The sequence below is a fragment of the Nocardia salmonicida NBRC 13393 genome (assembly GCF_001613085.1).
In the GTDB taxonomy this organism is placed as follows: domain Bacteria; phylum Actinomycetota; class Actinomycetes; order Mycobacteriales; family Mycobacteriaceae; genus Nocardia; species Nocardia salmonicida.
Genome location: NZ_BDBR01000003.1, coordinates 63,943 through 75,992, shown reverse-complemented (window position 1 = coordinate 75,992; position 12,050 = coordinate 63,943). Strand labels below are relative to the sequence as shown.

Sequence of the window (12,050 nt, the reverse complement as noted above, 5' to 3'; positions counted from 1 at the left end):
CGCAGGGCGCGCGGCACGGGACGTCGGCGCTGCCTGCGGTGATCGAGCAGCCCTCGCTGTCGGCGAGGCAGGTGGTCCGACGCGGCAATAGGTTAGCCTTGCCTAATGGCAACTGAGACTGTGAATCGACCCGCCATGGTCTACGCGTCGGCGACGGTTCGACGCGCGGTACGGCTGACACCGCGCATGGTGCGGGTCACCCTCGTCTGCGAGGACCCGGCCGCCCTCGCCGACGTCGGGCCCGACCAGTACGCGAAGCTCTTCTTCCCGCTCCCGGGTCGGCCGCGTCCCGTGGTACCGCCGCCCCTGGAAGACTCGGGCAGTGTAATGAGCTGGTACCAGCGCTATCTCGCGATGCCCGACGAGATCCGCCCGCCGATGCGGACCTACACCGTCCGCGCGCAGCGACCCGAACTCGGCGAGCTCGACATCGACTTCGCGCTGCACGCCGAGCATGTGGGCCCCGCCTCGGACTGGGCGTCGACCGCGGCGCCGGGCGACGAGATCGGCCTGCTCTGCCCGCCGCACGCGCTCTACGCCCCGCCGGTCGATCCCGAGTGGCAGCTGCTCGTCGGTGACGAGACCGCCGTTCCGGCGATCGGCGCGATCATCGAACGCCTCGACGTGGGTGCGTCGGTGCGAGCGTTCATCGAGGTCGACGGCCCGGCCGACGAGCAGGGCTTCGAGACCCGCGGCGACGTGCGGATCGCGTGGGTGCATCGCGGCGATCGTCCGCACGGCGACGCGGTGGTCGACGCGGTCCGCGCCGCCGAGTTCCCCGCGGGCGCGCCCTACGCGTGGATCTCCGGTGAGGCCGAGTTGGTGAAGCTCACCCGGCGCGATCTCGTCCGCGACCGCGGCGTCGACAAGCGTGCGATCACCTTCACGGGATACTGGCGTCAGGGGCGTACCGAGGAGGACAACGGCCGCGAGAAAGTGTGTCGCGCCGCCGCCGGGGAGCCGCTGGTCGTCGACGAGGACTGACGCGCACGGTCCCTCCGTCTTGTGTGACGCCACTAATAGTTATTGCACTAACTATTAGTGGCGTAATAGTGTGTGGGCTAAGGAAGGTGGTGGCCGATGCAAGAGCTCGAGGATCCGTTGCGGCTCGACCGACAGGTGTGCTTCGCCCTGGCGGTGGCCAATCGTTCGGTGCTGGCGGTCTACCGGCCGCTGCTCGAACCGCTCGGCCTGACACATCCGCAGTATCTGGTGATGCTCGCGCTGTGGGGTGAGGCGCCGATGTCGGTGAAGGCCGTGGCCGAGGCGATCCAGCTCGACTCCGCGACGTTGTCACCGCTGCTCAAGCGGCTCGAATCCGCCGGTCTCATCACCCGCCGCCGCGATCCGCTTGACGAGCGCACGCTGCACATCGACCTCACCGAAGCAGGCCGTGACCTGCGCGAACAGGCCGAGCAGATCCCGCCCGCCGTCGTGGCACGCCTCGGCGTGAGCCTGGCGGATCTGGAAGAATTACGCGATGTCCTCGGCCGGGTGAACGCCGCCGCGCGACGCGCCTCCGACGTGAGGGAGTACTGATGAGCAACTCGACCCCGAATCTCTGGCAGCGCGTTCGCTACATCACCGGCGGCACTCTGCCGCCGTCGATGGCGGACTGGGTGCTGGCCGACCTCACCGGCCCCGGCGCCACCCGCCGATACCTGATGCGTTTCCTGCTGCCCGTGCTTCCGGTGCTGTGCCTGTTCTTGCTGGTACCCGGCCCGCTGTGGATCGGGCTGTCGATGATGGCGCTGCTGTACCTGCCGCTGGTCTACTTCACCGTGGCGTTGGTCTATGTGTACCGGCGACACCGCCTGGTCAGCCATGGCTTCGATCCCGAGTTGGCGAACGAGTCCGAACGCCGTCGGGCCGAGGTCGAGCGCGTGGCCTACGAGAGTCGCCACCACCGCGGCTGAGCGGCGTTCCCGCCGGGGGTCAGCGCGCGCGCAGGGTGGGCCCGACGAATCGTTCGACCAGGTGACGTTCCGCCGTGGCGTCCGGCAGTGGCCAGGTGAGCAGTGACAGAACGACGCGCACGACCCAGCCCGCGGCCTCGTCGTCAGGGGCGATCCGGGTCAGAGCGGTCGCGATGTGACCGAGTTCCGGTGCGCCGGCGAGGAATTCGTCGGTGCCGGGGGAGCGGTGCCGGGTCAGCCACTGGCGCAGCACCGGGTCGGCGCGGATCGCGGCGACGGCGGCCAGGATGGCTTCGACAGGCCGTCGGGCGGGTGGGACCGAGTCGACGACCGACTCGACCCGCGCGACCACGGACCCGGCGGCCCTGACCATCACCGCGCGCACCAGGTGTGGTTTGCCGCCGACGTAGCGATACAGCGTCGCGCGCGAGCAGCCGGCGGCCGCGGCGATGTCCTCCGCGGTGACGTTGTCGATGCCGTGTTCGAGGAACAGCGTGAGGGCGGCGCGTTCGATGCGGTCGACCGCGATGGTGCGTCGGTCACCGCCGGTCAACCAGTCCACATGGTCGGTCATCGGCGAATCCTCCCACGGCTCTGTCTCAGAGTGAGACGTTCCGCCACATCTGTCTATCCGAATCAGGCAAGGCAGTGGGTCTTTTCGAAGAAGTACATGGGCGTTCTCGGCGACGACGATATCGCGACACCGTCTCATACTGAGACAGACATTGACCGCGTGCTTCTCCGTGATGCACCGTGAGCGCCGACAGCCTGACCAGGAAAGGCGGCGGCCATGACCACAGACCTCGAAGCGATCGACCTGTTCGACGCGGCGGTGCTCGACGACCCGTACCCGATGTATCGCACCCTGTGCGAGGAAGCCCCCGTCTATCGGGTACCCGGCACCGACTTCTTTCTCGTCGCCTCGTGGGCCGCGGTCACCGAGGCGACCCGGCGCCCGGCGGAGTTCTCCTCGCATCTGACCGGCGTGCTCGTCGCCCAGCCGGGTGCGGCGCCGATGACCTTCGATCTCGACGCGACCGGGCAGGGTGTCCACGTGCTCGCCACTGCCGACGGCGATGTCCACGCCGCGCACCGCGCCGTCGTCGGACCGGTCCTGGCCAAACGGGTCCGCACGCTGACCCCGGTCGTCACCGCGCTGACCGAACAGCTGTGGACGGAGGAGCTCGACGGCGACCGGATCGACTGGGCCACCGGGGTCGCCGATCGATTGCCGCTGGCGCTGATCGCCGAACTCCTCGGACTGCCGGGCGCCGATGTGCCGACACTGCTCTCGCTGGCCTACGACTCCACCGAGATGCTGGGCGGTGTCGTCGCCGACGGCCGGATGCCGGCGCTGATCACCTCGGCGGCGCGACTGCTCGCCACCGACCTCGACCTGCAGACCTGTCTGCGTGAACGCCCCGAGCTCGTCCCCGCGTTTCTCGACGAGGCGCTGCGCCTGGAGTCACCCTTCCGCGGACACCATCGCCACGTCGTCACCGACACGCAGCTCGCCGGCGTCGACCTGCCCGCCGGGAGTCACCTGCTGTTGCTGTGGGGAGCCGCCAACCGTGATCCCGCCGCCTATCCGAATCCGGACGTCGTCGACCTGGACCGTCCGCGCGCACGTGCCCACGCGGCATTCGGTGCGGGCGCCCACTTCTGCATCGGGTCCACGCTCGCCCGACTGGAAGCAACCGCCGCGCTCACCCTGCTCCTCGACCGCACCGAGCGATTCAGCCTGATCGATGCGGAGCCGCCCCGGTGGCTGCCCAGCCTGTTCGTCCGGCGCCACTCGACTCTTCCCCTGCGCATCACCCACGGCTGAGCACGGTTCGGAGCTGGTTATCACGGTGTCGGCCGCGAGCCATCTCTCAGGCAGCGATGCCGCGCCGGACAGGCGGTCGGCCTCGGGCTGCGAACCTGACACGACGCGGACGAAGTCGCCTCGTCGCCGGGTATGGCACGGTGGCGGGGTGCGCCCCCGCTTGTTCCTGCCCGCCTGCCTGCTCGCGACGACAGCTCTGTTCGCCGGATGCGCGTCCACCACCACGGACGCGAACCCGCCGACGTCGACCGCGACGGCCGTTTCCTCGGAGAGTGTCGTGCCGCCGACTTCCCCCGCCGCGAACCGCACCGTTGTCCTCGATCCCGGTCACAACGGTGGCAATGCCGACCATCTCGCGCAGATCAACGCACCGGTGCCCGACGGGCGCGGCGGAACGAAACCCTGCAACACCACCGGCACCGCGGCCGCGAGTGGCTACCCCGAGCACGAGTTCACCTGGGACGTCACCCTGCGAGTGCGCGACGCCCTCGCCGCGCGAGGTGTGCGGGTGATCCTCACGCGCCCCGACGACACCGGTGTCGGACCGTGCGTCGACCAACGGGCCGCCATCGCCAATCAGTCGGGCGCCGACGCGGTGGTCTCGATCCATGCCGACGGCAATACCGGCGCGGCCGCGCACGGATTCCACATCGCCTATGCCGAACCCCCGCTGAACCCGGTGCAGGCCGAGGCGGGAACGCGACTGGCGACTGCGCTGCGCGATGCCATGGTCGCCGGTGGTGCGGTGCCGTCGACCTATGTGGGGTCGGCGGGGCTGGATCCGCGGGCTGATCTGGCCGGGCTCAACCTGGCCGAGCGGCCGAGCGCCCTGGTCGAGTGCGGGAACATGCGCTCGGCCACCGATGCCGAGCTCATCGAGACCCCCGAGGGGCGAGCCCGCTACGCCGAGCTCATCACCGCCGGAATTCTCGCGTTCCTCGGCTGATTCCAGACGGCCTCCCACTGATTTTGGAGGAGTCGCGCAAAGTTCGCCAGGCCCCCGCGTCGGGTGCCCGCGCCCGAACGGTAAGGCGGCTTGTTGTCAACATGGCTACCTATCGACAACTCCTGGCAAATCTGTACACCCTGGATAGCTGCGAGGTTAACCAATCGGTTGCCATCAATAGGTACCGGTTGGTTCGAAACGGAGTTGTTCGCTGAATTCGCATGGCCGAGAAATGGCCCGTGAATACCGGCCGGTAGCAGTATTTTTCGCTACTGGAACGGTTGACGGTTGATCTTCGTCACCCTAATGTTCGGTGTCACAGTTCGATATCGAAGTGTTCAGTGTCATCGCTCGAAATGTTTCCCGGACGGAAAGCCGGCCCCTGCCGTCCTCCGCGTGCGTTTCCAAGGAGTATTGATAGTGAGAAGTCGAATTCTGTTCTTTGCCGGAGCAATGGCATTGGCGCCCATTGTCACAGCGCTGGTTCCCGCTGGAAGTGCCACCGCGCACGGCTGGATCACCGGACCGGCGAGCAGACAGGAACAATGCGCCGTGGCCTCGTGCCCTGCGGCGCGTTGAAATACGAACCGCAGAGCGTGGAGGGCTCGAAGGGGCTCACCAACTGCAGTGCGAACAAATATCCCGAGCTCGACGACGACAGCCTCGGGTGGGTTCCGCAGAAAGTCTCCAGCATTGCGAGTTTCACGTGGAAGAATACCGCGAACCATCGCACGCTGAATTGGGAATACTTCATCGGAAACACCAGGGTTGCCGTGTTCGACGGTCGAAACGAACAGCCCGCTATGGAAGTAGCTCACACCGTCGATTTGTCGAAATATTCCGGGCGTCAGAAATTGCGTGCGGTATGGAATATCGGTGATACCGCAGCGGCCTTCTACAGTTGCGTCGATCTCGAGGTGGGTGGCGGTGGCGGCACGCCACCGGCGACGACCATGAAACCGCCTGCCACGACCACGAAACCGCCGGCGACGACCACCCCCGGGCACGAGCACCCGACAACCACGACTGCCCCCGCCGGATCGTCGTGGCGTCAGGGCGCCACCTATGCCATCGGCGACAAGGTCAACTACCAGGGCGCCACCTATAGCTGCAGGCAGGCGCACACGGTGCACGACCCGAACTGGATGCCGCCGAATACGCCCGCACTCTGGTCTCGGGTGTAGTCGGCGCGACGAGGTCGGCGAAACGGTTCGTGTGTTCTCCCACCATCGGTCCCGCGATGGGGTGAGGATGAGACCGACTCGCCGGCCTCGCGTTCGGTCGGCCCCGCAGCACAAGGACGTGAGATATGAGTGACAGGAAATTCGCCATCGCCGTCGCCGCCATCGGGACAGCGTTGCTGGCCACGACGATCGGCGCTCCCAGTGCCTCGGCGGGTGTTTCGCAGTTGACCGTGAAACCCAACCTGAGCGTCGGCTCGGCTACCAACTACGGCACCGGATGCACCCACCAGTTGCTGGCCCGGCTCAGCGTCGGCATCATTCCTGTCGCCTTCTACGACAACGGCGTACTGCTGGCCGTGGTCGCCCCGACCGACGGCGTCGCCATGTACAACTGGGTGCCGTCCTACACCGGTGCCCACGCGCTGACCGCCGTCCAGGACGGCATCGCCAGTGGCGCGAATGTGTCGGTCGGCCGCGGCTTCCGCTTCGGGGAATCGTGTGTGGTCAGCGGCGGCTGACCCACCCGACAACACCGTGGCCCGGTTCTCTCGAACCGGGCCACAGTCGTTCATCCGCTACTTCGATGCGAGCTTCTTGTCGTCACTCTTCTTACCCGAGGCCTTCTTGGCGGGCTTCTTCGCCGCCTTCTTCGGGCTCGGCGCGGGCACAGAACCGTTGGTCTCCGGCGTGCCTGCCGGGTTCACGGCGGTGACGACCAGATCGTCGTCGGCGGTATCGACCTTCACCGTGCCACCCGGCTCCAACCCGCCGTCGAGCAACAACCGCGAGACCCGGTTGTCGAGCTCCCTCTGGACGGTGCGCCGCAACGGGCGCGCACCGAACTCGGGCTGAAAGCCCCGCTTGCCCAGCCAGTCCACCGCGGACTGGCTGATCTCGAGTTCGATGTTTTGGGCGGCGAGCATGCGTCGGGTGCGATCCAGGATCAGTTCCACGATCTGTTCCAACTGCTCGGTGTCGAGGCGGTGGAACACGATCTGCTCGTCGATGCGGTTGAGGAACTCGGGCCGGAAGTGCTGGCGCAGTAGCTCTTCGAGCTGCGGCACGATCGAGTCGAGGTCGCCGGGAGGTGCCTCGAGGATCACGTGCGAACCGATATTGGACGTCATGATCACGATCGTGTTCTTGAAATCGACCGTGCGGCCCTTGGAATCGGTGACGCGGCCGTCATCGAGCAATTGCAGCAGCACATTGAACACATCGGGGTGCGCCTTCTCGACCTCGTCGAACAGGATCACCGAATACGGCTGACGGCGCACCTTGTCGGTGAGCTGGGCGGCATCGTCGTAGCCGACATATCCGGGCGGGGCACCGACGAGCCGCGAGACCGTGTGCTTCTCCTGGAACTCGCTCATGTCGAACCGGATCAGCCGGTCCTCGTCGCCGAAGACCGCCTCCGCCAGGGCCTTCGCCAGCTCGGTCTTGCCCACACCGGTGGGCCCGAGGAACAGGAACGACCCGATCGGCCGGTTCGGATCCTTGAGCCCGGCCCTGGCCCTGCGGACCGCTTCGGCGATCGCCACGATCGCCTCGTTCTGCCCGATCACCCGCTTGTGCAGGACGTCTTCGAGCTGGAGCAGGCGCTGCTTCTCCTCGGCGGTCAGATCGGCCACCGGAATGCCGGTGCGCCTGGAGATCACCTCGGCGATGTCGACGACGTCGACGATCGGCTCCGAGGAGGTCGCACCGGACTCGTCCAGCTCCTCCTCGGCGGCGGCGATATCGGCTTTGAGCGCCTTGGCCTTCTCGTAGTCCTCGTTGTCGACCGCGGCGTCCTTCTCCCGGTACAGGCGCGCGATCGCCTCGTCCCTGGCCTTCACCGCCGGATCGGGGGTGCCCGACCGGAGCCGGACCCGCGCGCCCGCCTGGTCGATCAGGTCGATCGCCTTGTCGGGCATGAACCGGTCGGTGATGTAGCGATCCGACAGCTGCGCGGCCGCGACCAGCGACTCGTCGGAGTAGCGCACCTGATGGTGCTCTTCGTACACATCGGCGAGACCGCGCAGGATCTCGATGGTGTCGTCCACCGAGGGCTCCGAGACCATCACCGGCTGGAACCGGCGTTCCAGGGCGGCGTCCTTCTCGATGTATCGGCGGTACTCGTCGATGGTGGTCGCGCCGACGACGTGCAGATCGCCGCGGGCCAACGCGGGCTTGAGCAGATTGCCCGCGTCCATCGAGCCCTCGCCGCCGCCACCGGCGCCGACGATGGTGTGCAGCTCGTCGATGAAGACGATCAGCTCGTCTTTGTGCGCGCGGACCTCGTCGAGGATCTTGGTCAGGCGCTCCTCGAATTCGCCGCGGTACTTACTGCCCGCCACCAGCGAACCGACATCGAGGGCGATGACGCGGCGGTCGGCGAGGGTGACCGGCACGTCACCGTTGACGATGCGCTGGGCCAGCCCCTCCACGATCGCGGTCTTGCCGACGCCGGGATCACCGATCAGCACGGGATTGTTCTTGCGCCGCCGCGACAGGATCTCGATGGTCTGCTCGATCTCCTCCGCGCGGCCGACGACCGGGTCGATCAAGCCCTCGCGGGCTTCGGCGGTGAGATCGCGACCGTATTCGTCGAGGGTTGGTGTGTCCGATTCCGGCTGCTGACGCTTCGAGGGCGCGGTCGCCATCGGGGTTCCCGGCGCGGGCACGCCGCCGCTCTCGGTGGCCGCGATCCCGGCGACCAGGGCCTGCGCCGCGACGCTGTCGGGCAGTGAGGCGATGCCGAGCAGGATGTGTTCGGGGCCGATGTAGCTCGCGCCGGACTGGGCCGCCTGCCGCTGGGCCGCGCGCAGGGCGACCTTGGTGGCGGGGCTGAGCGTGATGTCGGCGAGGTCGTCCTCGCTGGGTCGGCCGGTGTCGAGATAGTCCTGCATCTGCTCGGCGACCTGGTCGGGGTCAAGGCTGAGTTCGGCCACGATGCTGCGCCCTGGTTCCGCTTCGGTGGCCGCGTACAGCAGGTGTTCGGGAGTGATGTCGGGGTTGCCCCAATCCTGGGCCGCCTCGCGAGCCGTACCGACCAGCAACTTCGCGTTGTCGGTCATGAGTCTGCCGAGATCGATGCGTTGTACCGGTGGTTTCGATGACATTCCGGAACCGAAGAATCGCTGGAAGATATCGTCGAAAGGGTCCCGAGAACTGGGCCAGCTCGCTGTCATGTCCACACCTCTTCGCTCGTCGTGCCGCGGATCGCGGCGACTCCTGCAGATCGGGTCGGTACTGCCAGCAATACTTCGGCATCCCCGAAGGGTGTGCAAGGGATTGGACAGTTTCACATCGGCGATGTCGGCAGGTGTGGCCCTCCGACCAAATCCGGCCGAAACGGTCCCGAACCACCGGTTTTGTCCGATTCTTGATGACGGGGCGCCGCTGCGGGGTAGCGTGGCGACCCGCGAGGTGGTATCGACCACAGCGCCCATTTTTGCCCGCCGACCACCTTGGGTCGAACAGGCCGACGGGAAGTAGAGCACGGAGTTTGGTCACCGACGTCATCGATGTCAGCGCGGATTTCACGATCGCGCGTCAAGCGTTGTGGGATGTACTACTCGATCCCCAGAGTTACCCACGCATGTTCACCGGTATCGGTAGTTGTGAACCGGTGGAACGCCCCGACGGTGCGGTCCACTGGCAGGTGCGGATCGGGTCGGCGAGCGGGGGTATCCGCACGCACGAGTTCATCCTCGTCATCGGCCGCTGGTACGAGAGTTTCGAACTGCGCAGCCCCGAGCTCGGCAGCTTCGCCGCGGTTCGTTTGCGCGGCGACCAGGAGCGGACGCGTCTTGACATCACCCTCTTCGCGGTGGCGCGTATCCATCCCCTGCTCGAGCAGGGCGGCAATTCGCTGGTCACCGACTGGGTGAAGGCGGGGCTGCGCCGCACCGCCGACTCGATCGCGGGCACCCGTTCCTCGGTGGTGGTCAATGCCGAACGCTCGATGGTGCGCCGAAACGCCGGGGTGGCTCGCAGTATCGCGGCCACCGGGCTGATGCGGCCCGAGCCGGTGTCGATCATGAGACAGCTTCGCTCCCTGTCGAAGTGGGGCTTCAACCTGGCAGGCGGCTACGCGGCGGGTACGGCCTACGCCCCGGATCGGGTCGCGCTGATCGACGGCGGCGGGCGCCGCACCTTCGCCGAGGTCGACGCCAGATCCACCGCGCTGGCCGCGGCGATGTACTCGATCGGTCTGCGCAAGGGCGACGCCATCGGCCTGTTGGCCCGCAATCACGCGGGCATGGTCGAAACCATGGTCGCGGCAGGCAAACTCGGCGTCGACGTGGCGCTGCTCAACGCGGGGTTGTCGGGGCGGCGGATCGAGGAGATCGTGCAGCGGCACCGGCTCAGCTCGGTCTTCGTCGACGGTGCGCTGGAAACGCTGATCCGCTACCTGCACAGCGAGGTACCGCGCTACACCACCGACGACTGTCCGCCGCATCCGGACCGCACGACGGTCGACGACCTGATCGCCCAGGCGCACACCGACTTCCCGGTCCCCGCCCATCCCGGCAGGCTGATCGTGCTCACCTCCGGTACCAGCGGTTCGCCGAAGGGTGCGCGGCGCCCGCACGCCAAGGGTTTCGGCACCATCGCCGCGCTGCTCTCCCGGATTCCGCTGCGCGTGGAGGAGGTGATGCTCATTCCCGCGCCCCTGTTCCACACCTGGGGTCTGGCCGGATTGCAGCTCAGCACCGCACTGCGTGCCACCGTGGTGCTCTCGGACGGTTTCGACGCGATGGAGTGTCTGCGCGCGGTGGCCGAACATCGGATCACCACGTTGATCGTGGTGCCGACCATGGTGGAACGGCTGCTCGAGGTATCCGACGAGGTGCGCGCGGGCTTGGATCTGTCGAGTCTGCGATTCGTGGTCAGCTGTGGCGCGCCGTTGGCCGGGGCCACCGTGCTGCGATTCCTCGACAGCTACGGCGACGTGCTCTACAACGTGTACGGCTCCACCGAGGTGTCGTGGGCCAGCGTCGCCACCCCCGACGACCTGCGGGTATCACCCACCACCGCGGGCCGCCCGCCGCTGGGCACCCGGGTCGCGGTGCTCGGTCCCGATCTGCGTCCGGTGCCGGTCGGCTCCACCGGGCACATCTTCGTCGCCAACCACATGCTCTTCGACGGCTATGTCAACTCCGCGCCGCCGGAGGAGGCCGACGGCATGCTCGATACCGGCGACCTCGGCTATCTCGACGCCGCGGGGCGGTTGTTCGTCGCGGGCCGCGACGACGAGATGATCATCTCCGGTGGTGAGAACGTCTTCCCGCGCCCGGTCGAGGAGGCACTCGCCCATCTGCCGCAGATCAGCGAAGTCGCCGTCGTCGGCGTCCCTGACCGGGAGTTCGGCCAGCGGCTGGCCGCGTTCGTGGTGAAACGCGAAGGGGCAGGCCTGGATTCGGACATGGTGCGGAGCTATATCCGCAACCGCCTCAGCCGATTCTCGGTCCCGCGCGACGTCACGTTCTTGACCGCACTGCCGCGTGGTGAGACCGGCAAGATCCTCAAACGGGTGCTCGTGCCGGGGTCAGCGCTGAGCGAGTAGCGACCCGACCGCGCGCTCGATCGTCGCCGAGGCCTGCTCGGCCGTCAGTCCGCGCCGGTCCTGGAGATGGTGGCGCATCGGCCAGCCGAGGGCCCCGTCGACCAGATCGAGTAGCCCGTCGTCCAACCCACCGTCTGGTCGGATCAGTTCGGGGGCGAACAGCGCGGCCAGTACGGCGCGGATTGTTTCGTCGGTGCGCCGCATCCGCGCGTCGATCGCGTCGATCGATCGGGACTCCTGCAGACCGGGCAGCCGGGGCACCCGCTGTAGCTCGAAGATCGCGGCGCTCTGTTGGACCGCGCTCGTGATCCGCTCGGCCAGAGCGGGCGACGGATCGGGGGTCACCAGGCACGCCTCGACCATCTCGGACTGACGTTCGGTCGCGGCCACCAGCAACGCTTCCCGATCGGGAAAGTGCACGAACACACTGCGTTCGGAGGTACCCGCCCTGGCGGCGATCGCGCGCGCGGTCGGCGCGAAATCGCCCGCGGTGACAGCGGCGAGCAGCCCGTCGATGATGGCTTCGCGCGTTTTCGCCGGATCCCGCCGCCGCGGCGCGCGCGCCTGTCTCGCACCCGCCGCGGCGGCGTCCCGCTCCGATCTCATCGACCCATCACAGCAC

General features: G+C 67.6%; 11 protein-coding genes. 8 read left to right on the top strand and 3 right to left on the bottom strand.

The features are described from left to right. Window positions 1–105 precede the first annotated feature (105 nt). The 3 genes from NS1_RS03770 (at window position 106) to NS1_RS03760 (ending at window position 1,916) form a co-directional block, all read left to right on the top strand. Window positions 106–984, top strand: coding sequence for a siderophore-interacting protein (locus NS1_RS03770; RefSeq protein ID WP_084503438.1), 879 nt, complete (start codon window positions 106–108; stop codon window positions 982–984). A 96-nt stretch (window positions 985–1,080) separates the two neighbouring features. After that, window positions 1,081–1,539, top strand: coding sequence for a MarR family winged helix-turn-helix transcriptional regulator (locus tag NS1_RS03765; protein WP_062981651.1), 459 nt, complete (start codon window positions 1,081–1,083; stop codon window positions 1,537–1,539). Continuing rightward, window positions 1,539–1,916, top strand: a complete 378-nt coding sequence (locus NS1_RS03760) for a DUF5313 family protein (RefSeq protein WP_062981649.1) — start codon at window positions 1,539–1,541, stop codon at window positions 1,914–1,916. The genes NS1_RS03765 and NS1_RS03760 overlap by 1 nt, the downstream gene beginning before the upstream one ends. Before the next feature lie 19 nt (window positions 1,917–1,935). On the opposite strand, the gene NS1_RS03755 is transcribed toward NS1_RS03760, so the two are convergent. Further along, complete coding sequence (locus NS1_RS03755) at window positions 1,936–2,490, bottom strand: TetR/AcrR family transcriptional regulator (protein WP_062981647.1); 555 nt, start codon at window positions 2,488–2,490, stop codon at window positions 1,936–1,938. A 216-nt stretch (window positions 2,491–2,706) separates the two neighbouring features. Between NS1_RS03755 and NS1_RS03750 the strand changes: the two genes are divergently transcribed. From NS1_RS03750 to NS1_RS03735, 4 genes are all read left to right on the top strand, one after another. Continuing rightward, window positions 2,707–3,744 (top strand): cytochrome P450, encoded by a 1,038-nt coding sequence (locus tag NS1_RS03750; RefSeq protein WP_062981645.1) that lies wholly within the window; start codon window positions 2,707–2,709, stop codon window positions 3,742–3,744. A 148-nt stretch (window positions 3,745–3,892) separates the two neighbouring features. Next, complete coding sequence (locus NS1_RS03745) at window positions 3,893–4,690, top strand: N-acetylmuramoyl-L-alanine amidase (RefSeq protein ID WP_255284407.1); 798 nt, start codon at window positions 3,893–3,895, stop codon at window positions 4,688–4,690. A 341-nt stretch (window positions 4,691–5,031) separates the two neighbouring features. Further along, entirely contained in the window at window positions 5,032–5,874 is an 843-nt protein-coding gene (locus NS1_RS03740; protein WP_169812738.1) for a carbohydrate-binding protein, read from the top strand. A 125-nt stretch (window positions 5,875–5,999) separates the two neighbouring features. Continuing rightward, window positions 6,000–6,392 carry a hypothetical protein gene (locus NS1_RS03735; protein WP_062981641.1) on the top strand — a complete coding sequence of 131 codons (393 nt, stop codon included), beginning with the start codon at window positions 6,000–6,002 and terminating at the stop codon, window positions 6,390–6,392. A gap of 57 nt (window positions 6,393–6,449) precedes the next feature. On the opposite strand, the gene NS1_RS03730 is transcribed toward NS1_RS03735, so the two are convergent. Continuing rightward, on the bottom strand, window positions 6,450–9,047 hold the full coding sequence (locus tag NS1_RS03730; RefSeq protein WP_062981639.1) for an ATP-dependent Clp protease ATP-binding subunit: 2,598 nt from the start codon (window positions 9,045–9,047) through the stop codon (window positions 6,450–6,452). 317 nt (window positions 9,048–9,364) lie between these two features. Here NS1_RS03730 and NS1_RS03725 point away from each other — a divergent pair, with 317 nt between their 5' ends. After that, on the top strand, window positions 9,365–11,428 hold the full coding sequence (locus tag NS1_RS03725) for an AMP-binding protein (RefSeq protein ID WP_062981637.1): 2,064 nt from the start codon (window positions 9,365–9,367) through the stop codon (window positions 11,426–11,428). On the opposite strand, the gene NS1_RS03720 is transcribed toward NS1_RS03725, so the two are convergent. Continuing rightward, window positions 11,411–12,034 carry a TetR/AcrR family transcriptional regulator gene (locus tag NS1_RS03720; RefSeq protein WP_062981635.1) on the bottom strand — a complete coding sequence of 208 codons (624 nt, stop codon included), beginning with the start codon at window positions 12,032–12,034 and terminating at the stop codon, window positions 11,411–11,413. The two genes, NS1_RS03725 and NS1_RS03720, sit on opposite strands and share 18 nt — an antisense overlap. Window positions 12,035–12,050: the final 16 nt, after the last annotated feature.

Excerpts from the sequence above, each read along its gene's own strand:
- NS1_RS03735 (WP_062981641.1), top strand. The coding sequence starts at position 6,000 with ATGAGTGACAGGAAATTCGCCATCGCCGTCGCCGCCATCGGGACAGCG.
- NS1_RS03720 (WP_062981635.1), bottom strand. The coding sequence starts at position 12,034 with ATGAGATCGGAGCGGGACGCCGCCGCGGCGGGTGCGAGACAGGCGCGC.
- NS1_RS03730 (WP_062981639.1), bottom strand. The coding sequence starts at position 9,047 with ATGACAGCGAGCTGGCCCAGTTCTCGGGACCCTTTCGACGATATCTTC.
- NS1_RS03755 (WP_062981647.1), bottom strand. The coding sequence starts at position 2,490 with ATGACCGACCATGTGGACTGGTTGACCGGCGGTGACCGACGCACCATC.
- NS1_RS03770 (WP_084503438.1), top strand. The coding sequence starts at position 106 with ATGGCAACTGAGACTGTGAATCGACCCGCCATGGTCTACGCGTCGGCG.
- NS1_RS03765 (WP_062981651.1), top strand. The coding sequence starts at position 1,081 with ATGCAAGAGCTCGAGGATCCGTTGCGGCTCGACCGACAGGTGTGCTTC.
- NS1_RS03750 (WP_062981645.1), top strand. The coding sequence starts at position 2,707 with ATGACCACAGACCTCGAAGCGATCGACCTGTTCGACGCGGCGGTGCTC.
- NS1_RS03760 (WP_062981649.1), top strand. The coding sequence starts at position 1,539 with ATGAGCAACTCGACCCCGAATCTCTGGCAGCGCGTTCGCTACATCACC.